Origin of the sequence: Polycladomyces zharkentensis (assembly GCF_016938855.1) — a bacterium.
Classification (GTDB): domain Bacteria; phylum Bacillota; class Bacilli; order Thermoactinomycetales; family JIR-001; genus Polycladomyces; species Polycladomyces zharkentensis.
The window spans coordinates 42400-68835 of record NZ_JAFHAP010000009.1 but is presented as its reverse complement, the minus strand read 5'-3'; the positions used below and the strand labels follow the sequence as shown (position 1 = coordinate 68835).

Here is a 26436-nt window from a genome sequence, read left to right as displayed (position 1 = left end):
TCAAAGTCCAGGACAAACCAAAACCTTACAATCCTTCGCGTGTTTTTTGTCCCGCATATAATCAGCGAAGGATTCCAGACCGATTTTTTTCGTCACCAGCGCCCCAACGTCCACCCGTTGATGTTCAATCATGTGGAGTGCCTGATAAAAATTGAACATCAACGCCATCGACCCGAGGTACTGCCAGTCCTTATGGTAAATGTCAAAGGGATTGACGGAAATGTGCGCATCGGTGGGAGCCACACCAAACTGCAGGATGCGCGCCCCGGGTCCGGCAAAACGGAACATACCCTCAATGACGGACGGGATTCCCGTCGCATCGACAACGAGATCAAACCCGTCGGGATACCGGCCATCCAGACGGCTTTTCAGGGAATGGTCATTGACGTAAACGCTGTCGGCCCCCATACGTCTCGCCATTTCCAATTTTTCTTCCAAAACATCCACGAGGACCACTTCGGAAGTCCCGCTCGTTTTCAACGCCATGAGCAACATCAATCCCATCGGACCGCCCCCGAAGATCAACGATCTCTCCCCGAACCGGGGCTGGACCCGATTCAACGCATAAGCGACACAGGACAGCGGTTCGATGAGCGCTCCCTCTTCAAAAGTCATTCCCTCCGGCAGCCTGTACAGGTTTTTGGCGGGAACGCGCACATACTCGGCAAAAGCCCCGTTCATCGTAACCCCGATCGCATTCCAACTCTTACAGTGATTCCACTTATGATTCCGACAATGGTTGCACGTGCCGCAGTAAACGGAAGGATCGACGGCAACCCGCTCCCCCGCCGTCCAGCCGTCAACGCCCTCCCCCACTTCATGAACGGTGCCGGCAAATTCATGCCCGCCGATCAACGGATACGGGGAGATGAAATCTCCTTCGAAAATATGATAGTCCGTCCCGCAAATCCCGCAGCATTCCACCTTCACGATCACTTCACCGGGACCGGGGGAGGGAATCTCCACTTCCTCCACCCGAATTTGACGGGGGGCAACGTAAAAAGCCGCTTTCATTGTTTTCATGTTTCCCTCTCTCCTTTCATTCTGGCAATCCGTTGGGATAGACAAAAACTTTCAAGCTCTTCTCTTTCTGTGTCCTGGCTCTTTCAAGGGCGTCACGGGTCTGTTCCAAGGGATAACGGTCGGTGATCAACGGAGTGACATCCGCAATGCCGGAAGACAAAAACCGGATCGCCTGGGGATAGACGTTGGCATAGCGAAACACGCCGTAAATATCCACTTCCCGATCCGCGATCATCGGCACGTTCAGACCGATTTCATCCTGCGGCGGAAGGCCGACGATCGCAAGCTTTCCTCCCCGACGGACGGAAGCCAACGCGGATTGGATGGCTTTCGGGTGACCTGCCGTCTCAAAGGCGACATCCACGCCTTCGCCGCCGGTGATGGCCCGGATCGCCTCCTCCGGTTGTTGTTCAAGGATGTTGACCGTATGGGTGGCGCCCAATTTTTCCGCTGCAACCAACCGGTTTGACAGCAAGTCCGTCGCAATGATCAATGATGCGCCGAACGCTTTGGCCGCAACGACCGCCATCAACCCGACCGGTCCCATTCCCATGATCGCCACCGCCGAACCTGGCATGAGACCGGCACGTCGGGCCGCGTGGATTCCGACCGAAAACGGCTCGATCAGCGCGGCTTCTTCAAAAGAGAGGCCATCCGGGATGGGATAAAGGAAATCCTCGCGGTGCTTGATATATTGGGTAAATGCGCCGTCAACCGGAGGCGTCGCCAGAAATGAAACATCCGGACACAAATTGTAGCGGCCTTCCTTGCAGTAAGCACACGTTCCGCAAGTGACACCGGGCTCAATGGCGACGCGGTCTCCAACCTTCACCCGCGAGACCCGGTCCCCCGTCGCCACGACAATCCCAGCACACTCATGGCCGAGAATGATCGGTTGTTCCACCACATGACGTCCAATTCTTCCGTGTTCGTAGTAATGAACATCCGATCCGCACACCCCGACCGCCATTACCTTGACGAGCACTTCGTCCCCGCTCACCTTCGGAACCGGCAATTCCCGGAGTTCCATCTCCAATGGTTTCTTCAACACTGCCGCTTTCATCGTCGTGGGAATCATTACTTTTCTCACCTCGCGCTGGATTATCCTGGTTCTCCGTTTTTCGCAAAAACCTTTATTTAACGGCCCCCATCGAAAGTCCGCGCACCAGATATTTCCGGACGATCAATCCGGCAATCACCATCGGTGTGATGATCACGGTTCCGGTGGCCATGGCTTGCCCCCAGGCAATGCCCTGTTGCGTGATCAAAAGGGTGGCTGCCACCGGAATGGTTTGATTTTCATGGCCGGAGAAGACGGAAGCAAAAAGGAAATCGTTCCACGCGAACATCAAACACAGGATGCCGGTGGCCACCAACCCCGGAGCGGCCGGTGGAATCACCACCCGCCAAAACGCCTGAAACCGGCTGCACCCGTCAATCATTGCCGCTTCTTCCAGATCAACGGGAACCTCCTTGAAGAAAATCATCATCATCCAAAGCGCAAACGGCAAATTCAATGTGGTATAGGCAAAAATCAAGCCCGTCATCGTCCCGATGAGACCCATCTTGGAAAACATCAGGTAAAGGGGCAACAACACAGCGGGAATCGGTGCCATCCGCGTGCTGATGATCCAAAAGGAGATGTGCTTTTCCCCTTTAAACTTCCGACGGGCAAGGGCAAAGCCCCCCAACGTGCCCAATACCAGGGAGATTCCAGTGGAGACACCGGAAGCGATCACACTGTTTGTTAGAAAATGGGTGAAATTCCCCCGCTCCGAAAACATATAGGCAAATGTATCGAAATTCGGCTTAAAAATGAATTTGGGCGGCATCGAAAACATCCCCGCTTGGGTTTTAAGGGACGACAACAACATCCAGAGAACGGGAAGGAGCGCCCAAAGCAAGGCGATCCCCGCAATGGAGTACAGGACGAGGTACATCGCGATTTTTCGAACACGCGGGGCCATTCATTCTTCCCCCTTCCGCATGAATCGAACGAATTGCTGTCCCAGGAAGATGGTGACGACGAGCATGCTCAAACCCAACGCGGCGGCCGAACCGAAATCCTGGAATCGAAAAGCCACTTCCATCAGGTGATAGCCGATCACCTTGGTGGAATCGGCGGGACCGCCTTCTGTCGTGATTTTGATCGTGTCGACAAAGCGAAGGATATCCATCATTCGAATCAACAAGGCGAGCAAAATCGTACGGGAAATCAACGGGAATATAACGTGAATCAGCCTCCGGACATAGCCGGCTCCGTCCACTTCCGCCGCTTCCAGCACTTCCTCCGGCAACGATTGCAACCCGGCGAACACGATCATCGTGATCAAGGGCGTCCACTCCCATACGTCCATAAGAATAATGGCCGGAAGAGCGGTTGAAACATTCCCCAAAATTTCGGTTTCCACACCGATCAGCCGAAACAGCCAAGCGTACAGACCATAAGTGGAATTGAGCAAAAACCGGCCCAGAAGCCCGACGACCACCGGGGCGACAAAGAGCGGAATCATCCACAATGTCAAAATCAAATTCCTTGCCTTGGGAAGTACGTAAATCAACAGGGCCATTCCTACGCCGATCAGCATTTCAAGCGACAGACCGCACAACGCATAAACCGCCGTACGACCCCAAGAGGCCCAAAACGTATCGTTGGTCAACACTTTCTCCCAGTTTTTCATCCCGTTGAATGTCGGTTCGTCAAAGGACAGCGAGTAATCCATGAAACTGGCGTAAATCATGTACAAAAACGGAAAGATGCTGATAACCGCCAGTAAAATCATGGAGGGAAGCAACATCCAAAATTCCGTCGACCATTTTTTCCTTCGTCCATGAACCAACGTCCCCGCGGTTTCAAGCGGTTTTCGATATGCATTCACTTTGATGTCCAGTCTCATCCAATCCCCTTCTTCCACGATGGAAATGAGGGCAAGGGTACGGACTGCCGCACCCTCCACCGATCAATTTCAGTTTCCGGTTGCTTCATCGACCATCTCCGTGATTGCCTTCACCGTTTGTTCCGGACTTTGTTTGCCGGCGATCATCTTGGAAAGTTCGGTGAAAACATAAGTGTCGATTTGCGGCCATTGGGGAATTTTCGGACGCATATAGGCGTTTTCGGCTTCCCATGCCTTCAACACGGACTTCATGGAAAGCAGGTTGGGCATTTCCTCGGATTCTTTTGTTCCGGGTTCCATCCCTTTTTTTACATCGGGAAGCTCGTAGACGGAGGAACGGGTCGGCGTCGAACCGCCCAAATCCGATTTCAAAATCATGTACTGGGATTGCGGAGACGTGGCCCAGACCAGGAACAGCCAAGCCGCTTTCTTTTCATCATCGCTGGCATATTTGTTGATCCCGATCCCGGTTCCGCCAAAAATGTTCGCACTCCGCACCTTTCCTTTCGGCAAAAGCGACCAGCCGACTTTCCCGGCTACCTTCGACTTCTCCTTGTTCTCAAACATCGCGGAAAACTCATGCCACTCAGGTGCCATCGCAATCTCTCCGGCGGCGAACGCTTCAGCCAAGCCGTTCCAATCCCATGACGTGCTTCCCGGCGCCGCTTCTTTCAACAACTGATTGTAAAACTTGACCGATTCAAGAGCCTGCTTGGATGTCATCGCCGATTTTCCCGGATCGATTGTCCCGATCGTTCCAATATCCTTTCTTCCGAAATAATCTCCTCCGTTCGCGGCGAGAATGTTGCTGAAGTCACACATCAGAGAATCATATTGTTTGGCCTGATGACCGGTTCCGTATTTCACCTCGGTGATGACGCCTTCTTTCACTTTTTGGTTGATCCATTTGGCAATGTCGTAATATTGATCCCACGTCATACCCGGCCGAGGCGTCCAGTCATAGCCTTTTTCCTTCATGAACAAATCCTTGTACTTCTCAAAAACATCCTTCCGATAGGCCAACACCATGGTCGGGTTATCGTAGGGCAGAGCCAACAGCTTTTCTTTGTTTCCCATGTACCCGAGCACTTCCAACTGGGTGGGAACAAAGTCTTCCAAACCTCCGGGAATATGGGGCATCGTCGGTTCCTTGTTGAACAAATTCAAATCAACGAAGTGTTCGGAATACTTAGCGAGGATTTGATAAGGATCTGCGTAAATGACATGGTACTTTGCAGATTTGGCGTTGAAGTCGAGACCCACCTTTTCGACAACCGTGCCCAAGTCGCTCTGCTCGATGTTGACCTTGATCCCTGTCACTTTTTCAAATTTCTCAATATTGGCAGCGAGTGCCGAAGATGGTGGGGTGTTCTCGGAGATGACATTGATTTGTACCCCCTTAAATTGCTTCCAATCAAAGCCTTCGGGTGCTTGAATTTTGGGCAGTCCTTCCACCCATCCTTCAAAGGGTGCATCGACCAGCTTGTTGGGATTGATCTTGTCTGCGTTTTTGCTCTTCGTATCGATTGGCGCTTCAGAAGAGCAGGCTCCGGTAAACATGATGATCACCAAAACCAGCGCGGTGATTTGAAACACGGTTCGCCTCTTCATTCGGCCCCCCCTTGTCAGGCAATCATGATGACGCTTTCATTATAAAACGATTTCCGCTAAGCCACGGGATGGAGATGATGCATCTTTGGCAGTGATGGATGCGACAATGATTTGATAGTTCTTCTTTTATGGAAAACACAAAACAATTGATAGACATGATTCCGGATATGATTCATCATTGACCAGATTAGTCAATCACATTATCATGTTATTGACTGATCCAGTCAATTTCTTTGTGCAACGATTGACGAAGTAAGGTGGGAAAAGGATGTCATCAAAGTTTTTAAAGCTGAATCCTGAAAAGCAAGACCGAATTGTCAATGCAGCGATAAAGGAATTCGTGCAAAAGGGATTTAAAAATGCCTCTACGGATGAGATCGTCAAAGAGGCGAACATTTCGAAGGGATCTCTATTTTATTATTTCAAGGACAAAAAAGGCTTGTTTTTATATCTATATGACTATTGTTCAGAAATCGTGATGAACGAGTTTTTTGCAAAAATCGATCTGAATGAGCATGATATATTGAAGCGATTCAGGGAAATGCTGTTGCTTAAGATCGAACTCATCAAGAGATATCCCGAGATATTTGAATTTATGAAAGTAGCATATTTCGAGGACGCTGCTGAAGTAAAAAGTGATTTGGAACGCAGAAACAAGGAAATGATCACGAGGAGTTATCAGGAATTATTCGGGGATATTGATTTGTCCAAATTCAGGGAGGACATTGATGCAAAAAGAGCCGTCAACATCATCATTTGGACCATGGAAGGTTTCTCTTCTCAACAACAGGAAAAGGCAAAGTCGCTTTCTTTGAACGACCTTGATTTTGATGAAATTTTAGCAGAGATGGATCATTATATCGATCTATTAAAAAAATGCTTTTATAAGTGATATCAGTCGCCCGGTGTGTGCCTGGTACATCCGCGATGGGCAAATGCGTTCCCGGTCGAGTGACTTGCTTTCAGCCCGGTCAAGCGAAGAGCCTGAAAGCGAAGGAATGAAATCGCGGGCAACTACTCTGAGAGAAGCGTACTTTGCCCACGTCCTGCGCTCAGCACGGTCAGAGCCATGACCTGCTTGTGCAGGGCGCAGGTGGAACGAGCAGGGAAAGCCATTGGACAGTATTCACCGGACACGCTCAAAAGAGACCCTCTGTTACCTGAGAAAAGGAGCCGATTGATATGACAGATATGGTGAAAAGATTTCAAGAATTGACTCCCGGGCTTCAGGCATATGCGGGCGGAAAAGGCGGTATGCTCGCCAGCATGTTTCAGAACGGGTATCCCGTACCGGAAGGTTTTGTCGTTTTGCCGTCCGCTTTCAAAGGAGGAAAATTGAGCGATGAAGCTTGTAATGAGATACTCGCATATTTGCATGAAATGAGAAAGAACAATGAAGAAGCATCGTTTGCAGTTCGTTCCTCTGCTTTGAGTGAAGATTCGGCGCAGGCATCTTTTGCGGGAGAGTTTGAAACGGTTCTCAATGTAAAAACGGACGCAGAAGTACTGGAAGCGATCGATACCGTTTACCAATCAAGACAATCGGAGCGAGTAAAAATATACAGCTCCGTTCAAGGGATTGAACAGACGCACCGAATCGCCGTGGTCGTTCAGCTGATGGTGCAGTCTGAAATTTCGGGCGTATTGTTCACGGCTGATCCCATTACCGGCAGTCGCACGAGTATGACAGGAAATTTTGTCCACGGATTGGGGGAACAGCTTGTATCGGGTGAAGCCAATGCCCATTCATTTCAACTGATCCGGCCGAAAGGAAAGTATGATGGCCCGGATGAGTTAAAGAAGTATGCCAAGAAGCTATATCAACTGGCGGACAGGCTTGAAACGGAATTGGGCAGTCCCCAGGATATTGAATGGGCTGTCGCGAAAGGGAAATTGTATATCCTCCAGTCCCGGCCGATTACCACCTTAAAGCCCGGCAATCCGGATACTTATGAGTGGAATGATTCTTGGACCGGAGATTTCCTGTGGACCAATACCAACGTGGGAGAGGCCTTTGCTGATGTGTTTACTCCGCTCAGCTGGTCCATCATCAGAGCCTTGGACGAAGAACAGACTGCCATTCCCGGATATTATTTAGTTTCCGGCAATATCTGCGGAAGAGCATACACCAATATCAGTTTGTTGTTATCCGTTTTTCCAACATTTGGTATTCGTATTCAGCGTGGTTTAAAAATGGTGAGTGACGTTTTCGGTGAAATGCCTGAGGGAATAAACATCCCTGTTTACCCATTTTCGCGGCTCGGCCTAATCAAGGCCATGGCACCAAGAATCAAGTACCGCTTCAAACGGATGGTGGAAGCTGCCAAATCATTGTCGCAGCATGTGAAGGAGACGCCGGAATGGTGCAGAAAGATGACGGCGCACATCGGAAAAGTAAAGACAAAGGAAGAGCTGCTGTGTCATTATGGAAAGATGAACTCTGGCCCTATAACGTCAAAGCTTTATGGGTTGTGCTTACAAGCGGCCGGAAAATCATGATGGCCAAGCGATTGAAAGAGGAACTTACCAAATTGACAGGAAAAGAAGATGCGAATACCCTGCTGTCCAACTTCCGGGGAGACTCATCGCTTGAAAGCCTGGGGCCGGTTATCGGCATATCCAAAGTTCTCAAGGGGGAGATGAGCCGTGAAGAATACTTGATCCGGTATGGCCATCGGGGGCCTCATGAGTTTGAGTTATCCATCCCCCATCCCGCTGAGGAATCAGACTGGCTGGAAAAACAGATCGAGGATTTCAAAAAGGCCAATGTGGATGTGGAAGGACTGCTCAAAAAGCAACGTGCGCAATATGAAGAGGCTTGGAAGAGATTAGCCGACCGTTATCCCAAAAAGGCAAAACGGATTGAGAAGAAACTGGCAAAAGCAGGAGAAGGTGCCCGAATCAGAGAAGCAGTCCGTTCAGAATGGACGAGAGTTTTCAGGGTGAATCGCACTTTTGCGCTCAAAGCGGGAGAACTGACGGGAATAGGGGACGACGTGTTTTTCCTCTACATCGATGAAGTGTTGCAGTTGCTTTCCGGTGATGATGCGGCATTGAAGCACATCCCGGCCAGAAAAGAAACCTACGAGAAATACAAGTCGCTGCCACCACTTCCCTCCATCATCCGGGGGCGGTTCGATCCGTTCAAGTGGGCGGAAGATCCGAACCGAAGAGCGGATTACTACGATTCCACGATGCCTCCCGTTACGGAAACCGATTCTGAAACACTCAAAGGCTTTGCCGGAGCAGCGGGCAGGGTGGAAGGAACGGTGCGTGTTCTGACAAGTCCGGAAGAAGGAGAAAGCCTGCAGCCAGGTGAAATTTTGGTTGCCACCACGACCAATGTGGGATGGACACCGCTCTTCCCCAAAGCCGCAGCAATCATTACGGACGTGGGAGCACCTCTTTCCCATGCTGCCATCGTCGCGAGAGAGCTGGGAATTCCTGCTGTTGTGGGATGCGGCAACGCCACCGCAAGGCTGAAGACAGGGGACAGGGTGATCGTTGACGGCGGACAGGGAGTGGTCTATATATTGGATTGAAAGCGTGATTCCGGGAGCGGCTCCGAATCCCCGTCTTGACGGAAATTCGGAGCCCGCGGATTTTTCCTTCAACCTGACATCTTTGTTGTGTCAGCATGTTTTCGAATTTGTGGAAATGCCTCTTGCCAACCTAGTCACATTGATCTGTGCCGCGTACGCACCGTCGCAGAGCAGTCGGTCAGCGACCGTGATCGCTTTGCTCCGTCTCATGGAAAGCGCGGGGCATGAGCGACCAGTGAGACTGTCATCATTTTGGCGGCGACATCCCGTCCCAATGCCGGGATATGTCGTACCACCCTTACGACTTGATTTCACCGTCGGCGTGTACCTTCGATCACATGATCCGGATTTTTGGACAGTTGGCGGGCACTAGAAATCAACGCCTGTAGAATGTGGTTGATTGTCAAATACAACAAGGCTAAAGCCGTGGGCTTGCTGATCTATTACTTTCCCAATTGCACAAAATCGCCATGTGAGAAGACAGACTAAACTTCTCTTGTGCACCATATCCGTTTTCCACATCCAATTGGAGACATTGACATAACATTTCAGAATAAATAGAATAACATAAACAAATCAGAAAGCAAGGAGGAAAACAATGGAAACCTCAACGCTTCATCCCGTTCCAGCGCGGGAATGGAAGGAAATCGAGCTGACACCTCCGGAAGCGGGCGCAGAGCTGATGCGTCGCGCCCGGGAAGCGTTTGACAGTTGGCGACAAAAAAGCATGGATGAACGGCTCTCATACTTACGCACTTTGCGTCACCTTATTGTCGACCGGATGGACGAAGGAACGGCGATCATTTCACAGGATACAGGCAAACCAAAAGTGGAAGCGCTCACGGGTGACATCCTGACGGTGCTGGACGCCATCCGTCATGCAGAAAAACGGGTCAAACACGCCCTGAAACCGAGAAGGGTACGTACGCCGATCTCCCTGATCGGCAAACGGTCCTTCGTCACCTATCAGCCCCGCGGAGTGGTGTTGGTGATCTCACCGTGGAATTACCCGTTCCAGCTGTCGGTGGTCCCCGTGATCGCGGCACTGGCCGCAGGCAACACCGTCATTCTCAAACCGTCGGAAGTTACCCCCCGGGTCGGTGCGTGGATTGCATCCCTCTTTCGCGAAGCCGGATTTCCCGAAGGCGTGGTTCAAGTGGCGATCGGTGAAAAGAAATTGGGCGCCCGATTGATCGAGGAACACCCGGACTATATCTTTTTCACCGGCTCAGCACAGACGGGAAAAATCATTCAGCAAGAGGCCGCCAAACGATTGATTCCCACCACACTGGAACTGGGCGGGAAAGACCCGATGATTGTTTTCGCCGACGCCAACCTGAACAGGGCGGTCAAAGGTGCAGTATGGGGAGCACTCACCAACTGCGGTCAAGTGTGCATGTCGGTGGAACGGATTTATGTGGAGGAGACCATTCACGATACCTTTGTGGAAGCGCTGAAAAAGGAAGTGGCACGATTGCGGTTGGACGGCGGGGATGAGACCGATCTCGGCACGATGACGGTCGAGCGGCAAAAGGAAATCGTCCGCCGTCATGTGGAGGACGCCATCACAAGTGGAGCGAAACTGGTCAGCGGTCTTCACCCCCGGGACTGGCCGGAATCCGACGGCCTTCGAGTCCATCCCGTTATCCTGACGGGTGTTGACGCCCAATCCGCCGTCATGCGCGAAGAAACATTCGGCCCGGTCATCTGTGTGTTGCCGTTCCGGGACGAGGCGGAAGCCATCCGTGCGGCCAACGATTCCATCTACGGATTGAGTGCCAGCGTGTGGACGAGTGACATCGAAAAAGCCCGCCAGGTGGCGCAATCATTGGAAACAGGCAGTGTGGTCATCAATGACGTCGTCCTTTCCATCGCCAATCCATACCTGCCGTTCGGAGGGGTAAAGGAAAGCGGGATCGGCCGTTACCATGGCGACGAGGGATACCGAATCTTTTGTCACGAAAAATCCCTGCTGATCGACCGCGGTTGGTTGCCCTCGGAGGTTCACTGGTTTCCGTACCAAAACAAGCTCATCCCCTTCCGCACATTGGTGGCCAACCTGTATGGGCGGAAACGCTCATTTTTCCGGTTTGTCCGATCCTACCTGACGTTACTGGCAACCTCTTTACGTGAATCCGGATCAAAAGGGGATGAAACGGGATGATGAAAACCCGGTTTCTGCGGGAGTTTTTCGGTCATCGCGACATCCTGATCACCAGTATCGTTTTCGCTGCCGGTGTCGCCTTCACCCTGCCACATCTCAATCGAGCTGCCGTTTGGGAAGCATTGGTGCTTGGCATGGTGTTATATGCGCTCAGCGAGTACTTGATTCATCGTTTCTTCTTTCATCTCCCTCCACCGAAAAACCCTTGGCTGTTGCGGTTGTTGCAACGGTTGCACTATCACCATCACAAAAACCCGGACGCCCTTCACCTGTTGTTTTTGCCGATATGGTACAGTTTTCCCCTTGTGGCTGCAGCCGCTGGGATCATTTACGCCATATCGGGGGATACCGTCTTCACGGTCGCGTTTACCACCGGTGTATTGGGTTATCTTCTGTATTACGAATGGTGTCACTATGTGGCGCACCGCCCCATCCAGCCGATCACACCCTGGGGCCGTTGGATGAAAAAGATGCACCTGTGGCACCATTTCAAAAACGAACAGTATTGGTACGGTGTGACCAATCCAATGTTCGACATGGTGTTGGGGACGTTCAAAAATGAGCGGGAAGCAGATCGCAGTGACACCGTCCGCGATTTGGAAAAGCGGTCGACTCGTTATGACCAGGGCGTGTCAGGTAAATCCGTGAGGGAGCAAATGCTTTCCCGGTTGAGCGAAGAAAGCCCAACCGAGCGAAGACCCGGAGGCAAGGAATGAAATCGCGGGAACTTCTGTTGTGGAAACGTACTTTGCCCGCGTCTTGTGCTCCGGGTCGGAGCGATCATGACATGCTTCTCTGATAGGGAGCAGGTGAAGCGTACCGAGAAAGCAATCAAACCATATTTCACCAAACATGCTTCAGGATATACAAGACTGTTGGCATGCACCATATTCCCTCCTTCCCCTGTTGACGAACGCAAAAATCGCTCACAGGAATTCGGCCACACTCTTTTGGAGAAGCGGAGCCGATTCTCCGATCACATAAACGCCACACCCGATTTCACGACCGGCTTTTCAGATGGATGGAAATTCCATTGTTCTGGCGCGATCATTTCGTTATACTCATGAACGAGTGTGACAATGGAATAGCCTTCTCCATCTCGCCGCGGTGAGATAGAGGTTGCGGCTTTTATGAGTAGGCCGGTCGAGCTTCAGAGACAGCGAGGAAGCCGGTTGAAAGGAAAAGTCGCCGAAGTCCGCGCCGCATGCTCTGGGCGCGCGGGCTGGGCCTGTCTCCGAACAGGAACAGGACTGTCACGTCTGGTCGTTGAAAGCGGACGTGGAGCGCTATCTTGGCGGAAGGTGATACGGGTATACAATGCCGTCGAGCCTTTCGACGGCATTTTTTATTATAAAGGAGTGTGAACATATGAACGTCACTTCCAAACCATCTTTGCAAGCAGAAGAGCCCAACCGACTGAAACGTCAGTTGCGTTCCCGACAATTGACCATGATTGCCATTGGCGGTTCGATCGGTACCGGTTTGTTCGTGGCCAGCGGCAATTCCATCCACACGGCCGGTCCCGGCGGGGCACTGTTGGCCTATCTCGTGGTCGGGTTGATGGTGTACTTTCTGATGACCAGCCTGGGGGAAATGGCGGCGTTTCTGCCGGTCTCCGGATCGTTCAGCACTTATTCGTCCCGCTTCGTCGACCCGGCGCTGGGTTTCGCCATGGGATGGAATTATTGGTACAACTGGGCGATCACCATTGCGGCCGAGCTGTCCGCGGCGACGCTGGTGATGAAATTCTGGTTCCCCCACAGTTCGTCACTTTTGTGGAGTGCGTTGTTCCTGATGTTGATGGTCGGACTGAATCTCCTCTCCGTCAGGGGCTACGGAGAATCTGAATACTGGTTTGCGCTGATCAAGGTGATCACCGTCATCGTGTTTATTGCCGCAGGATTGTTGATGATCTTGGGTATCATCGGCGGACAGAAGATCGGTTTCCAAAACTGGCATATCGGGGATGCACCGTTTCACGGCGGTTGGCTGGCCGCACTCAGTGTGTTCATGGTAGCCGGTTTCTCGTTCCAAGGCACGGAATTGATCGGGGTAGCCGCCGGGGAAAGTGAAAACCCGCGGGTCAACATTCCCAAAGCGGTGCGGCAGGTCTTTTGGCGCATTCTGTTGTTCTATGTGCTGGCCATTCTCGTCATCAGCCTGTTGATTCCGTACACCGATTCCCGGCTGGTGGACAGTAGTGTGGAAAATATCGGCGTCAGTCCGTTTACCATCGTTTTTGAAAAAGCGGGACTCGCCTTCGCCGCTTCCGTCATGAACGCGGTCATACTCACCGCCGTGCTCTCCGCCGGCAACTCGGGGATGTATGCCGCCACCCGGATGTTGTGGCATATGGCCAAAGATGGACAAGCTCCCCGCTTTTTAGCCAAGGTTAATGCCAAAGGCGTGCCGGTCAACGCCTTGATTGTGACGGCTTTGGTCGGGGCTACTGCATTCCTGGCCTCCGTGTTCGGTGACGGAACCGTTTACGTTTGGTTGCTCAACGCCTCCGGTTTGTCCGGGTTTATCGCTTGGTTGGGCATCGCGATCAGCCACTACCGGTTCCGTAAGGCGTACCTCGCCCAGGGACGGGACCTGCGCGATTTGCCTTATGTCGCCAAGTGGTATCCGTTCGGTCCTTTATTCGCCTTCGTCCTGTGCATCATCGTCATCGCGGGACAAAACTACGGAGCGTTCACCGGTGACCACATCGACTGGTACGGCATCTTGGTGTCCTATATCGGATTACCGCTGTTCCTTCTCTTGTGGCTGGGTTACAAATGGGTAAAGAAAACGCGCGTCGTACCACTGTCCGAATGCCGATTTGACGAAGACCGAGCAGTTTGAGAAGATGAGATTAAGAGTCTCATCACGAAAGGATGATCGCAGCATGTCCCAAGCACAAATCGGTGTCATCGGATTGGCCGTTATGGGCAAAAACCTCGCATTGAACATAGAAAGCAAGGGATTCTCCGTTGCCGTCTACAACCGGTCACCGGAGAAAACGGAACAACTGCTGAAGGAGGCCGCCGGCAAGCGCCTGAGCGGGGCATACAGCCTGGAAGAGTTCGTCGGCATGCTGGAGCGGCCGCGCAAAATCATTCTGATGGTAAAAGCGGGGGAGCCTACCGACCGCACACTGGAACAATTGGTTCCGCTGTTGGAAAAAGGGGACATTGTCATTGACGGCGGCAACGCCTATTTCCATGACACGATCCGCCGCAGTCGGGAGCTGGCGGACCGCGGCCTTCATTTTATCGGTGCGGGTATTTCCGGTGGGGAAGAAGGAGCGCTGAAAGGCCCCGCCATCATGCCCGGCGGCGACCGTGAGGCGTTTGCCCAAGTGGAACCGATTCTGACCGCCATCGCAGCCAAGGTAAACGGGGAGCCCTGTACCACCTACATCGGCCCGGACGGTGCCGGTCACTATGTAAAAATGGTGCACAACGGCATCGAATACGGTGACATGCAACTGATCGCCGAAGCCTACCACTTGATGAAAGAGGTGCTGGGCCTCAGCAACGAGGAATTGCACCGCGTATTCGCCGAGTGGAACAAGGGCGAACTGGACAGCTACCTGATCGAAATCACGGCGGACATATTCACCAAAGTGGACCCGGAAACCGGCCAATCGCTGGTGGACGTGATCCTTGATACGGCCGGTCAGAAGGGAACCGGTAAATGGACCAGCCAAAGCGCGCTGGATCTGGGTGTTCCGCTGTCCATCATCACCCAGTCGGTCTTTTCCCGTTTCCTGTCGGCGATGAAAGCGGAACGGACCAAGGCCGCCCAACTGTTGCGCGGGCCGAAACCGGTTGCGGTCGACAACAAGGAAGAATGGATCGAGCGGATTCGCCAAGCGCTCTATGCCAGCAAAATCTGCTCCTACGCCCAAGGTTTCGCCCAGATGCGCGCGGCATCCGAAGCCTATGGATGGAACCTGGACTACGGCGCGATCGCCAAAATCTTCCGCGGCGGCTGCATCATCCGCGCCCGCTTCCTGCAAAATATCACAGAAGCGTACGAACGTGATCCTGACTTGGCCAACCTGCTCCTCGACCCGTATTTCCGGGATGTCGTGGAGCGCTACCAGGATGCGTGGCGTCAAGTGATCACCCTTGCGGTTCAGTCGGGTATCCCGACACCGGCATTTTCCGCCGCGCTGGCCTATTTCGACAGCTACCGTTTGGAGCGACTGCCGGCCAACCTTTTGCAGGCCCAACGGGATTACTTCGGCGCCCACACGTACCAGCGGATCGACAAAGAGGGCGTCTTCCACACCAACTGGCTGGAGAATTAAACGTTCGTTTCCACAAACATGCGACCTTTTCCCACCCGGCCATACTTTGATGCGCGGGACTTGGGAAAAGGCCGCCTTACCCTATTCAGATCACTTTTTTCTTTTTCAATTCTTCTATCTCCGATGCAGACAATCCCAGCCATGTGGTTAAAATCTCATGATTGTGTTCCCCAAGGTCAGGGGCGATCTGCCGAATGCTCCCCGGCGTTTTTTCAAATTTCGGAACAAATCCCGGAACTTTGATCTTACCAAGGCGAGGATGGGCAACCTCAATGATGTTTTCCCGCGCCTGATAATGAGGATGCTCGAAAATATCTTGAATACTCAAGATGGGACTGACAGGAACCCCATATTCATCCAGGCGTTGTAACAGTTCATCTCTCGGCAAGGATCGAATCCAGTCCGCCACAATCTGATTGGTTTCGTCGTGGTGTTTCAGTCTCTGTTCATTGGTGCAAAAGTTCTCATTTAAGAGCAGGTCTTCTCTGTTCATCGCTTTCGCAAGTCTTTCAAAAGTCGAATCCGTGCTGGTTACCAGCACGACCCAGTGCCCGTCCTTTGTCATAAACGTACCCGCCGGACTGGAATGTCCACTTAAACCAGGTGATCTTTCTCGCACTTTGCCCAGTTTTTCATATTCGGCAATCAAGAATTCCATCATTCGGAAAACGGATTCGTACAAGGCAATGTCCACCATTTGGCCGCTTCCATTCGGATGAACGTCGCGATGATAGAGGGCGGTAACAGCCGCAAAGGCAACATAAATCCCGGTAATATAGTCCGTCAATGAAAAGGGAGGGCTTACGGGAGGCCGATCCGGATAACCCTGGAGATAAGTAAATCCACTAAAGGCTGTAGCGGGAGTCCCAAAGCCCGCTTTTTCCCGAAAGGGTCCCGTTTGTCCATATCCGGATACTCTGATCATGATCAATCGAGGGTTGATTTCCTTTAGAACATCGTATCCAATTCCCCACTTCTCCAATGTACCGGGGCGAAAGTTTTCAATTAACACATCCACTTTCTCGACCAACTGTTTAAAGATTTCGATAGCTTCCGGTTTATGCAGATCGAGCGTCAACGATTTTTTATTTCTGGACAAACCGGGCCAGCGTAACGGCTCATCATTGAAAAAAGGACCTACGTGCCGAAGCGTATCCCCTTTGCCGGGCATTTCAATTTTGATGACATCTGCACCGAAATCCCCCAACAATACCGCACCAAACGGGGCAGCGATCATGGTCGAGACATCGAGTACTTTTACTCCTTCCAACGCTAATCGGCTCATCGTCCTCCCTCTTTCGCTCGTTGAGTATGCTGATCGACAAGTCCGGGCAACAATACCAATTCTTTGGTATCACGGCAGGTTTCAATCATTTTTTCATTTCATACCCGACATTTTCGTAGTATCAGCTTCTTCCCCTTTTTCCGGGATGGAGCGAGCCTCGATGCCAACAATGAGGTCAGGGCATCATCGCCAAAATAGCTGAATAATCCACTGTATGTGGAACTCATCGCATTCTCTCCTCATCATGTTCCAGAAGGGGGGAGCTCCCCCTTCTGATTCAATCCTTCGGCAAATATCCTTGCGGACTGTAGCACCACAATAACCAAAGCGGTTCATCACCAGTGTTGACATGCTGGTGATATTCCCCCTCCGGAATAAACATGAAATCACCTTCCTTAAACGGACGTCGATTGCCGGTCGCATCGACGACTTCTCCGGAACCTTTGATCACCACATCCATTTCCTCGGAACCTGGATGGTTGTGAAGAGAACTCGCTTCTCCCGGAGAAAAAATGGTGATTCCCGCCATGATGTGCTTTGAACCTACAGTTTCCGGGGTGATCAGTTGGAATACCTTGCGGATCTGATTCAATTCCGGCTGTTCCAATCCGAGCCACAATGTTTTGGCATCCTTGAATTGATCCAACACTTTGATTTTCATTTCTTCCTTTTCCTTGATTTGGTTACTCATTTTGTTACCCTCCTGATTTTTTATGATGAATTAATGGGATACCGAAACGTGATGAACTTTTTTATGGGGAGAGTAAATATCCATAATATTCCAATGCCCTGCGGTAGGAACGGGTTCGTTTAGCATGGCCACGTCGATGACAAACGGTTGATTGGATGCGATGGCCCGTTGAAGGGCGGGTTTAAACTCTTCCGCAGATTGGATTTTTACCCCTTCCACTCCGTACGCTTTTGCGATGGCTGCAAAATCCGGCGAATAAGGCTCTCCGTCTCTCTGAAATACCGTGCCATGCGTTGTGCCGTAATGAGCTTTCTGCAAACCTGCGATCGTCCCATAGGCAAAATTGTTCATCACCACCCAAACCACCGGGATGTTTTCTTCCGCAGCGGTCGCAAGTACCGAAGGGTTTTGTCCAAACCCACCATCTCCCACCAAGGAAACCACGACTTTATCCGGCTGAGCAATCTTGGCCCCCAAGGCAGCCGGAGCACCGAATCCCATCGTTGCATAACCGCCGGGAGTAAGGATCGTGCCAGCTTCATAAACCGGAAACTGTTGTCCCACTCCGTTTTTATTCCAACCGACGTCAGTCGTGATATACGCATCTTTTGGCAAAACCTCACGAACCTCTTGTAAAATCCGTTCCGGTCTCATCGGATAGGAATGATCCTCAACGTGTACTCGAATCTTGTTTCTGAACTCTTCTTTATATTCAGCGATCTTTCGTTTGAATGCTTCATTTTGTCTCCCACCCGGAATGATTTCTTTGGCAACACGGTTCAGAACGGTGAGAGCCTGCTTCAGATCAGCGACAACTCCTATCTCCGCCGGATAATTTCTTCCAATTTCATTCGGATCAATATCAATGTGTATCAGCTTGGTCGTTGGGAAATGAAATGTGTATTCCGGTTCCCAGGAACTGCAGTCTGCCTCTGAAAAACGGGTGCCCAGCGCCAGAATCAGGTCCGCATTCCGGCAGGTGTCATTCACAAACTTTGTCCCCCAAAAACCCGTCATCCCCAAAGCGAAGGGATGATCATCAGAAATGGCTCCCTTCCCCATCAAGGTATAAGCTACCGGAATGCTGAGATGATCCACCATTTCCCGTAATTCGGAAGCAGCGTCCGCCAATATCACGCCTCCTCCGGCATAGATCAGAGGATGTTTCGCTTCGATCAATTTCTCGATGATTTGTCTGGCGGTTTCATCATCTATGGATGGCTTGTGCAGGTGTTTGGTGTGATGTTTCAATCGATCGAACAAGGCAACATCGATTTCTTTCGAGAAAATATCCATCGGAACGGATACCAAAACAGGGCCCGGTCTTCCGCTTTCCGCCAACTGAAACGCCTTTTCCATGATTTCGGGAAACAGATCCGGGCGATCGACACGCCAAGCGCGTTTGACAAAGGGACGATAGATTTCATATTGGGAAGCATCTGCATGAAGATTGATCTCCTGATGAGGATGTTTCCCATAGAAATGGCTGGGCACATCTCCCGCGATGACAACCATGGGAATCGAATCCAAGGCCGCGTTGGCAACCCCTGTTGCAGCGTTGGTTAAACCCGGTCCCAAGTGAGTCAAGACAACCGAGGTTTGTTTTTTCGCCCGGGCGTATCCATCGGCCATATGTGCCGCAATCTGTTCATGGCGCGTATTCACAAATTTGATCGTACTGTTCTCCAACGCACTCAACACCGCGATATTGGTGTGTCCGCACAGCCCAAAAATATGTTGGATTCCCCGGTTTTCAAGGTATCTGACGAACTGATGGGCAACCGGTTGTTTCATCCATCACACCCTCCCCTAAAATCCAAGAGTATTTTTCCGTAATCTCCTGACAAAGCCCATTCGTATGCTTCCCGAAACTTGGTAAATGGCACGATTCTGGAGATGATATCGTTGACATTGAAGCGGTGATCTCGCAGATACTCAATGCTCTGCAAAAAGTCGGAGGGATAATGGTAGATAATTGATCCATATAAAGTGAGCTCATTTCTGACAAAATGCGTGACGGGAAAACTGGCTTCCTGCGTCATGCCAATCAGCACCATTTCCCCTCCGGGATTCACCATCTGCAAACCCCGTTCAATCGATTGCCTGGTTCCGGCCGCTTCGATCACGATATCAAAGGTTTCGCCATTGATTTCATTGGGATGGGCTGTTCGTATATCCCCCAGATTCCTCACCATTTCGAGTTTTGCCGGGTTAATATCCATTGCCGTCACATGCGCCCCCAAATAATGGGCCAAAACGGCGGCCAGCATGCCCTCATTTCCGCAACCCACAATGGCAACAGAACGATCTTTCATGATGTTGACTTTTTTGAACGCATGCACGATGACAGCAAAGGGTTCAATCAATATCGCTTTGTTATCGGGTACATCGTCAGGAATCGGCAAAACATATTTGGACGGAACAATCAACTCTTCGATAAATCCACCGTCGGTATTGATCCCCAATGATTTTTTGTGCCTGCAGATATTGGTTTTTCCGGCTGAGCACAAATCACATTCGCCACAAAATGTATTGGGTAGAAGAACCACTCTCGTGCCGATTTCATATTTGACATCTTTGCCTTTCTCAACAACGCGACCCAACACTTCATGACCAGCCCGGATTGGATAGGAAGCGTGCTTCAGGTTCCCTTTGAAAACGCGAAGATCCGAGCCGCAAATCCCTCCATAGATTAACTGGATTTTCACTTCATCATCTTTTAGAGGAGGTTGTCTTTCAACCTTTCTTAACACCATATCATGTGGCTTGTTCAGGTATAGCTCCCACATATTACACACCTGCTGACCTTTGAATGATCTTGAGAACTGTTTTGAGATCGTCAATCGGAATTTGCCCCGGGGCTGAATGATTTTCACCCACTGCAAAGGTGACGGAGGAACCAAAAAACCAACCAATCATACGAGTGATCGCTCCCAAATTCCCCATGGATATGGTAATGATCGGGATGTTCATCTGTTTATGCGCATCTTGCGTTGCTTTTAATAAAACCAAGACATCATCGGTTGAAGTTGGCATCACGGCAACTTTGGCCATATCTGCCCCATATGATTCCGCTTTCAATAGCTTGTTCAGAATTTCTTCATAGCCGGGCGTGAGATGAAAATGATGATACGACAGGATCAAACGAACATCATATTCCTTTGACACTTGGCGAAGCCAGAGAAGTTCTTCATCATCGTGAAACAGTTCGCAGTCGATCAGATCGATGTTCCCGCTTTCGCATACTTTTGCATATAATTGCATCTTTTCTTTCTCCGTCAAAGAGATCGGTTGCCCTCCTTCTTTTTCGGAGCGAATCGTAAACAAAAGCGGAATCCGGCCCAATGCTTCCCGAATCTTGGACGCTGTTTCGATGACTGCCGTCGTATTCCCCAGATTCTTGAAAAAATCGACGCGCCATTCAACCATGTCAGGCTCTTTTGGGCGGATCTTCGCCACTTCTGACATGATTTGATCCGTATCGCTTCCGACCAACGGGGTACAAATGAGCGGTTGCGTTGTTCCCAAGGATTTTCCTCTGATTGAGACCTTCTTTGTTCGTTCCATCAAGACCACCTTTTATATAGGAGTCGGCATCTTTAAAACAATCATTTTCGTTTCCGTCATCTCCTCAATCGCATAACGCGGACCTTCACGTCCAATCCCGCTGTGTTTTACGCCCCCATAAGGCCAATGATCCAGTCGGAAGTTCGATGTTCCATTGATCACGACACCTCCCACTTCCAGTTGGCGGGCGACCTTGTAGGCCAAATCAATCCGGTTGGTAAAGATTCCGGCTTGCAGTCCAAACAGGGAACGGTTCGCTTCCTCAATCGCCCGTTCGATGGTTTGGTACGGAATAATGGAAACGACCGGTCCAAATACTTCTTCGCACACTACCTTTACATCGCGGGGCGGATTGAATAAAATTGTCGGCTCTACCGTTGCTCCTGACCGTTTTCCGCCGATGATCAATTCAGCCCCGGATTCTATGGCTTCTTCAATCCAATCCATGACCCGGATGGCAGCCCGCTCATCGACCATACATCCCACATCGGTGTCCTCTGACAGGGGATTTCCGATTTTTAACTGCTCCACTTCTTTTCGCAAGTATTCGGTAAATCGTTCGGCAACGGAATGGTGTACATAGATCCGCTGGACCGAAATGCAGCTTTGTCCGGAATTGCTGAAGCCTGTTGCGGCACACAGACGGGCGGCATACTGCAAATCGGCATCCTCGTGCACAATCGTGGCCGCATTTCCACCAAGTTCAAGCAGTACTTTTTTCATACCGGCCGTCTCACAGATATTCCGCCCAGCCATCACTCCCCCGGTGAAAGATACGACATTCACCCGATCATCCTTGACGATTTGTTGCCCAATCTCGGCCCCGCCCAGCACCATATTGATCCCCTTTTCGGGAAATCCCGACTTTAACAATAATTTCAGCAACTCCACGGCGATGAAAGGCGTCTGCGGTGCCGGCTTGAGGATCACGCTGTTTCCGGCCGCGAAAGCCGGGCCGATTTTATGACAGATTAAGTTCAAAGGGGCGTTAAACGGTGTAATGGCGGCAACAACGCCAACCGGTACGCGGAACGTCACAGCCATCGCATCCGTGCCCCTGGGGGATGCATCTCCATAGATGGTTTCACCATGAAGCCGTTTGGCTTCTTCCCCGGACAACTCCAGTGTTTCGATGGATCTCGATACTTCATCCAACGTATTTTTCAACGGTTTTCCCAGCTCCATCGAAATCAATCCGGCAAACCGCTCTTTTTCCGCTTCCAGATTTCGAGCGGCATGCTTCAAGATTTTCGCCCGCTCAAAACCGGGGATTTGCGCGATCTGTTTTTTTGCTTCAAATGCGGATTGCAGCGCCTGCTCCACGTCGGCCGGTGTAGCCAGCACTTGTTGACCGATCGTCTCTCCGGTGTAGGGGTTTACGACGGGGACGAGCTGCCGATCCGAGCCGACCCATTTTCCGTCAATATACAGTTCCGCTTTTACACTCATCTGTTTCTCCCCCCTTTACCAAATGGCGTAGGGAAGCGCCATTGTATTGAACCAGGTTATCCTGGTCGGGGCAAGGACCTTTGATGAGAACGCCATTCATCAGTTCCTCAAATGCGTGCGCCACGATGCCCATTCCTCGTGATAGGGCGAAGATTCCCTTCGCAGCTTCCGCCGGGATTCCCAATTCACATTGAATGGCCGCAGAAACACCATCAATGTTCATGGTGATCGGTTTGTTTTTTGCCTCTTTCAATTTTCTTCTGAATTCTTGCGCGATCGAGAGATAAATACCTGATATCTCTCCTTCCTCAACCAGCTCTTGGGCCAATTGATACAACCTTTTTACACGGGGATCGTCATCGTGCAGCTGATGGCCAAAACCGGGCAACTTGATTTTTTGTCGATGGAGCAGGGTAAATTGTTCCTCGACCGCCGTTTGGATAGTGGATTGATGTTCGTCTCTCCACTCTTTTGTTTGATAAAAAAGCTTCATCGCATCTTCTACAGCGCCACCATGCACATCTCCCAGCATGTTCATGCCTGTCGCCACACAGGAATTAAACGAAATGCCGCAAGTGGCCGCCATACGAGCGGCTGCAATGGAAGGAGCTCTGGGACCATGGTCAGCCCCTGCCACCAGCACGCTCTCCAACAAATCCGCCTTTCTTCGACTGATCACTTCCCCGCACAACAACAGGTAAAGCATTTGGCTGTATGAAAGTTCGCCGATCAGCTCCTCAATCGGATAACCTCTGATCGTAATCTGATTTTTTTTGATATCACTGATGGCTGTGGTCCACCAGGCTTTCCCGTTTGAATACGCATCCAATGCGCTTCTGCCTTTCATGCAGTCACCTCTTTTCCTGATATCCCAGCTTCTCTGAGATCGCCATTGCACCTCTCTTGACCAATTGCTTCAGTCGATCGATCGTCTCGGGTGTGAACCGGTTGGTCGGACCTGAGATGGATAAGCAAGCCTTCACTTCGTGGTTGATATGGAAAATCGGTGCAGCGACAGCGGCGGAGCCCACCTCCCGCTCATCGATACTGGATGCGCATCGTTCCGATTTGATCTGGGGCAATTCCTGTTGAAGCGCTTCCAATCGCTCACGGGAAGGCACTTGTTCGAAAATACGATTTTGAAAATCAGCCGGTTGGTAAGCTAACAGCACTTTTCCCCCGGCACCTGCCCACAGCGGCAGCTTCTCCCCGATTTTTACCAAATGGCGAACGGACTGCAATCCTTCACATTGTTCGATACAAACCCGGGAATCGTTTTCCAAAACGTACAGGTTAACGGTTTCACGCGATTCGTCCCGCAACCGTTGCATGACGGGCTTTGCAAGTTCTTTGATTTCAATGGACTTTCCTGCAATATACCCCAGATAATACAATCCCTGACCAAGGCGGTACTTCAAAGTATCAGGATCTTTCACGATGAAATTGTTTTGTTCCAAAGTGGAGAGCAAACGGGTTGTTGTGGATTTGGCCAATTGAATTTTATTGGCGATTTCCGTCAGAGAAAGCTCTTGTTGTTCCAGGGTAAAGCAGTAAAGAATGTCCAAAGCCCGTTGGACGGTTCGCAATCCCGATTCAGCCTTTTCGTGGGGCTTTGTTTTAGCGGACACTGAATCTTCACCTCTTCTCAATCATCTCCTCCACGAACGCATCGAGGCTCAGTTTTCTGTTTGTTGTCACCTCATCCCTACAATCATCATGCCATATTCCACTAAACGGAATCGAATTACATCCAATGGAACCTTCGGTTTCATTTTATCCACTCTTATTCCACTTTTCAAGCATTTTTTTGATTCGAAATTTTTTGTTCGGTCAAAATCACTTCGGCAATAAAATCCCGTAGATGTTCGCCTTAGTACCATGTGTTTTTTAATAAATCGAAATATTGTATCGACAACATGGATTTCGTTTGCTATAATACAGTCAATAGTTCCACTCATTGTAATCGTGTTACACTATACGGAATCAAGTTTGTTTTTTGTAAGCGTTTACGAATTGGGATCTTGTTTTTGTGGAGGTGAACCATTAAATGAGCGAATTTGTTTCAGACAGTTCAACCTTTTCTGTCATGAATAGAAAGAACGCCAATGGCCGTCTCTGACAAAATCGTGAATACAACTCCGATTGGAAAACAGAATTTGATCGAATTTTTACAACACTGGATTGATGTGGAGCGCATTGGTTGAGCGAACAATGTGAAGCAATTTCTTCTCCCATGATGTTTGTCCCCAGAACACCAGTTGTAGGAAAAACAACGCTTTGCGGTGGTGAAAAAGGATGAAAAAACGACGTTGGTTGATTGCATCCCTGCTTGCCGTCGGTGTCATCATCAATTACTTTGACCGAATCAATATGTCCGTCGCTGTAAAGCCCCTGTCTGAAGAATTTCATCTGACCGCCGGTCAGATCGGCATAATTTTGTCTGCGTTCGCATGGTCCTACGCCATTCTGCAAATTCCCGCAGGTGCCTTGCTGGACAAGATCGGCGTCAAATGGGTGGTCCGAATCGGAACGATCATATGGTCGTTAGCCTGTCTGATTACTGCAGTGGTCAGCGGAAAGGGACTGATTATCTTGTCCCGCGTCCTGCTGGGCATCGGGGAAGCCCCGTATTTTCCGGCGGCAGCAAAGGCAACGGGCTATTGGTTTCCAAAGAAAGAACGAGGTACGGCCACTTCACTCTTTGACGCACAATCCAAGTTGTCGAATGCCATTGGCGTGCCGCTGATCGCTTGGGTGGTTACCGAGTGGGGATGGCGTGGCGGTTTCTTGGCAACGGCGATTCTCAGTCTGTTTTACGCGGTCGTGTTTTGGATTTTATACCGTGATCCTCATGAAGACAAACAACTGACGAAAGAAGAGTATGCCTATATCGTCGAAGGGGGAGCACAAACCGAAGGCGACTCCTCGGGCAGTCTGTTGAAAAATCTGCGTTTTCTATTAACCAAACGCAAAGTGTGGGGAGCATTTATCGGATTTGCAGCATATGGGTATTCATGGTTTCTTTTCCTAACCTGGCTTCCCGGTTACCTCGCAACAGAGATGAACATGTCGATATTGAAATCCGGTTGGTATGCATCAATACCCTGGCTTGTGGGGACTGTTTCGGAGCTGTTGATCGGCGGTTGGTTGATTGATCGTCTGGTTTCCAAGGGATATGATCCCACACGGGTACGCAAAACCTTTCTCGTGATCGGTATGCTTCTCGGTTTGTCAGTCATTGGCGCGGCGTTTACCCATAACCCGGTTATAGCAGTCAGTTGGATTTCCGTTGCCATCGGCGGTCTGGTGATTACTTCTTCGATCACCTACAGCATTCCGACATTTATCGCACCAAAGGGTACAGTGGGTACTTTGATCGGGATTTTAACCTTCGGAAACAATGCGATGGCCATCTTTGCCCCGATGATCACGGGATTTATTGTCGATGCAACCGGCTCTTTCATGTATGCTTTTCTGACGGCAGCCGTTTTGCTGCTTATCGGAATTTTCGCCTACGTGTTCCTGCTCACCGATCTGGAACCGATTGAACCACCCGAAACTCCTGTGACGCCCGGCGGTAAGATGATCACGGATCAAGCAACGGCGGTACAGATAGAGGTCAAATAAGATAAGTCCTTAACACAATTGAGACTTGTTATTCCGGGTGTACCGTTTTCCCTCTCGCTCCTGTTTCGCCGAGCTCAAAGGTCACTCGTGGGAAAACGGCCACCCTCTTTTAGGTATCGGGTACGAATTTTCCGTCGAGCGACACTCGCTGCCGCTACTGAGCGGTGCCAGCGGACTTTGTCAATAATAACCTCCCGGGAGTTTTCAACTCCCGGTTTTTTTGTTGTACAACCGTATCTGCGCATCACTTCACCATTGATCCGGGTTTTTCAACCTGCTA

The 26436-nt window shown here is 50.6% G+C and carries 21 protein-coding genes and 1 riboswitch; of the genes, 8 read left to right on the top strand and 13 right to left on the bottom strand.

The window, feature by feature from the left end; genetic code table 11:
• The 5 genes from JQC72_RS10665 to JQC72_RS10645 all read right to left on the bottom strand — a co-directional run bounded on the left by JQC72_RS10665 (nucleotide 1) and on the right by JQC72_RS10645 (nucleotide 5531).
• Complete coding sequence (locus JQC72_RS10665; RefSeq protein WP_302104769.1) at nucleotides 1–1023, bottom strand: zinc-dependent alcohol dehydrogenase family protein; 1023 nt, start codon at nucleotides 1021–1023, stop codon at nucleotides 1–3.
• A gap of 16 nt (nucleotides 1024–1039) precedes the next feature.
• Complete coding sequence (gene gutB / locus JQC72_RS10660) at nucleotides 1040–2101, bottom strand: sorbitol/xylitol/iditol dehydrogenase GutB (protein WP_302104768.1); 1062 nt, start codon at nucleotides 2099–2101, stop codon at nucleotides 1040–1042.
• Between the two features lie 55 nt (nucleotides 2102–2156).
• On the bottom strand, nucleotides 2157–2990 hold the full coding sequence (locus JQC72_RS10655) for a carbohydrate ABC transporter permease (protein WP_205495480.1): 834 nt from the start codon (nucleotides 2988–2990) through the stop codon (nucleotides 2157–2159).
• Nucleotides 2991–3920 (bottom strand): carbohydrate ABC transporter permease, encoded by a 930-nt coding sequence (locus JQC72_RS10650; RefSeq protein ID WP_205495478.1) that lies wholly within the window; start codon nucleotides 3918–3920, stop codon nucleotides 2991–2993.
• A 69-nt stretch (nucleotides 3921–3989) separates the two neighbouring features.
• Complete coding sequence (locus JQC72_RS10645; protein WP_205495476.1) at nucleotides 3990–5531, bottom strand: extracellular solute-binding protein; 1542 nt, start codon at nucleotides 5529–5531, stop codon at nucleotides 3990–3992.
• Nucleotides 5532–5799: 268 nt separating this feature from the next.
• On the opposite strand from JQC72_RS10645, the gene JQC72_RS10640 reads away from it, so the two are divergent.
• The 7 genes from JQC72_RS10640 (at nucleotide 5800) to gnd (ending at nucleotide 15537) form a co-directional block, all read left to right on the top strand.
• Nucleotides 5800–6423 carry a TetR/AcrR family transcriptional regulator gene (locus tag JQC72_RS10640; RefSeq protein ID WP_205495473.1) on the top strand — a complete coding sequence of 208 codons (624 nt, stop codon included), beginning with the start codon at nucleotides 5800–5802 and terminating at the stop codon, nucleotides 6421–6423.
• Nucleotides 6424–6713: 290 nt separating this feature from the next.
• Nucleotides 6714–8030: a PEP/pyruvate-binding domain-containing protein gene (locus tag JQC72_RS16565; RefSeq protein ID WP_302104767.1), complete on the top strand. Its 1317-nt coding sequence runs from the start codon at nucleotides 6714–6716 to the stop codon at nucleotides 8028–8030.
• Nucleotides 8027–9073 carry a PEP-utilizing enzyme gene (locus tag JQC72_RS16560; protein WP_302104766.1) on the top strand — a complete coding sequence of 349 codons (1047 nt, stop codon included), beginning with the start codon at nucleotides 8027–8029 and terminating at the stop codon, nucleotides 9071–9073. Before JQC72_RS16565 ends, JQC72_RS16560 begins: the two co-directional genes overlap by 4 nt.
• Before the next feature lie 598 nt (nucleotides 9074–9671).
• Nucleotides 9672–11237, top strand: a complete 1566-nt coding sequence (locus JQC72_RS10630; RefSeq protein ID WP_205495471.1) for an aldehyde dehydrogenase family protein — start codon at nucleotides 9672–9674, stop codon at nucleotides 11235–11237.
• Nucleotides 11237–11953 carry a sterol desaturase family protein gene (locus tag JQC72_RS10625; protein WP_205495692.1) on the top strand — a complete coding sequence of 239 codons (717 nt, stop codon included), beginning with the start codon at nucleotides 11237–11239 and terminating at the stop codon, nucleotides 11951–11953. The genes JQC72_RS10630 and JQC72_RS10625 overlap by 1 nt, the downstream gene beginning before the upstream one ends.
• A 389-nt stretch (nucleotides 11954–12342) precedes the next feature.
• Nucleotides 12343–12534: riboswitch (Lysine riboswitch) on the top strand.
• 71 nt (nucleotides 12535–12605) lie between these two features.
• Nucleotides 12606–14084, top strand: coding sequence for an amino acid permease (locus JQC72_RS10620; RefSeq protein ID WP_205495470.1), 1479 nt, complete (start codon nucleotides 12606–12608; stop codon nucleotides 14082–14084).
• A 43-nt stretch (nucleotides 14085–14127) separates the two neighbouring features.
• A complete protein-coding gene (gene gnd, locus JQC72_RS10615; RefSeq protein ID WP_205495469.1) occupies nucleotides 14128–15537 on the top strand; it encodes an NADP-dependent phosphogluconate dehydrogenase in 1410 nt (469 codons plus the stop codon).
• Nucleotides 15538–15622: 85 nt separating this feature from the next.
• On the opposite strand, the gene JQC72_RS10610 is transcribed toward gnd, so the two are convergent.
• The 8 genes from JQC72_RS10610 to JQC72_RS10575 all read right to left on the bottom strand — a co-directional run bounded on the left by JQC72_RS10610 (nucleotide 15623) and on the right by JQC72_RS10575 (nucleotide 24157).
• Nucleotides 15623–16822, bottom strand: coding sequence for a CaiB/BaiF CoA transferase family protein (locus JQC72_RS10610; protein ID WP_205495467.1), 1200 nt, complete (start codon nucleotides 16820–16822; stop codon nucleotides 15623–15625).
• Nucleotides 16823–17099: 277 nt separating this feature from the next.
• Nucleotides 17100–17513 (bottom strand): cupin domain-containing protein, encoded by a 414-nt coding sequence (locus JQC72_RS10605; RefSeq protein ID WP_302104765.1) that lies wholly within the window; start codon nucleotides 17511–17513, stop codon nucleotides 17100–17102.
• A 30-nt stretch (nucleotides 17514–17543) separates the two neighbouring features.
• Nucleotides 17544–19307 (bottom strand): thiamine pyrophosphate-binding protein, encoded by a 1764-nt coding sequence (locus JQC72_RS10600; RefSeq protein ID WP_205495466.1) that lies wholly within the window; start codon nucleotides 19305–19307, stop codon nucleotides 17544–17546.
• Entirely contained in the window at nucleotides 19304–20302 is a 999-nt protein-coding gene (locus tag JQC72_RS10595; protein ID WP_205495681.1) for a zinc-dependent alcohol dehydrogenase, read from the bottom strand. Before JQC72_RS10595 ends, JQC72_RS10600 begins: the two co-directional genes overlap by 4 nt.
• A gap of 1 nt (nucleotide 20303) precedes the next feature.
• Nucleotides 20304–21080 (bottom strand): type I 3-dehydroquinate dehydratase, encoded by a 777-nt coding sequence (gene aroD / locus JQC72_RS10590; protein ID WP_205495465.1) that lies wholly within the window; start codon nucleotides 21078–21080, stop codon nucleotides 20304–20306.
• A gap of 12 nt (nucleotides 21081–21092) precedes the next feature.
• Nucleotides 21093–22529: an aldehyde dehydrogenase family protein gene (locus JQC72_RS10585; RefSeq protein ID WP_205495464.1), complete on the bottom strand. Its 1437-nt coding sequence runs from the start codon at nucleotides 22527–22529 to the stop codon at nucleotides 21093–21095.
• Nucleotides 22501–23376, bottom strand: a complete 876-nt coding sequence (locus JQC72_RS10580) for a citryl-CoA lyase (protein WP_205495463.1) — start codon at nucleotides 23374–23376, stop codon at nucleotides 22501–22503. Before JQC72_RS10580 ends, JQC72_RS10585 begins: the two co-directional genes overlap by 29 nt.
• A gap of 4 nt (nucleotides 23377–23380) precedes the next feature.
• Nucleotides 23381–24157 carry an IclR family transcriptional regulator gene (locus tag JQC72_RS10575; protein WP_205495462.1) on the bottom strand — a complete coding sequence of 259 codons (777 nt, stop codon included), beginning with the start codon at nucleotides 24155–24157 and terminating at the stop codon, nucleotides 23381–23383.
• 667 nt (nucleotides 24158–24824) lie between these two features.
• On the opposite strand from JQC72_RS10575, the gene JQC72_RS10570 reads away from it, so the two are divergent.
• Nucleotides 24825–26156 carry an MFS transporter gene (locus JQC72_RS10570; RefSeq protein ID WP_205495461.1) on the top strand — a complete coding sequence of 444 codons (1332 nt, stop codon included), beginning with the start codon at nucleotides 24825–24827 and terminating at the stop codon, nucleotides 26154–26156.
• Nucleotides 26157–26436: the final 280 nt, after the last annotated feature.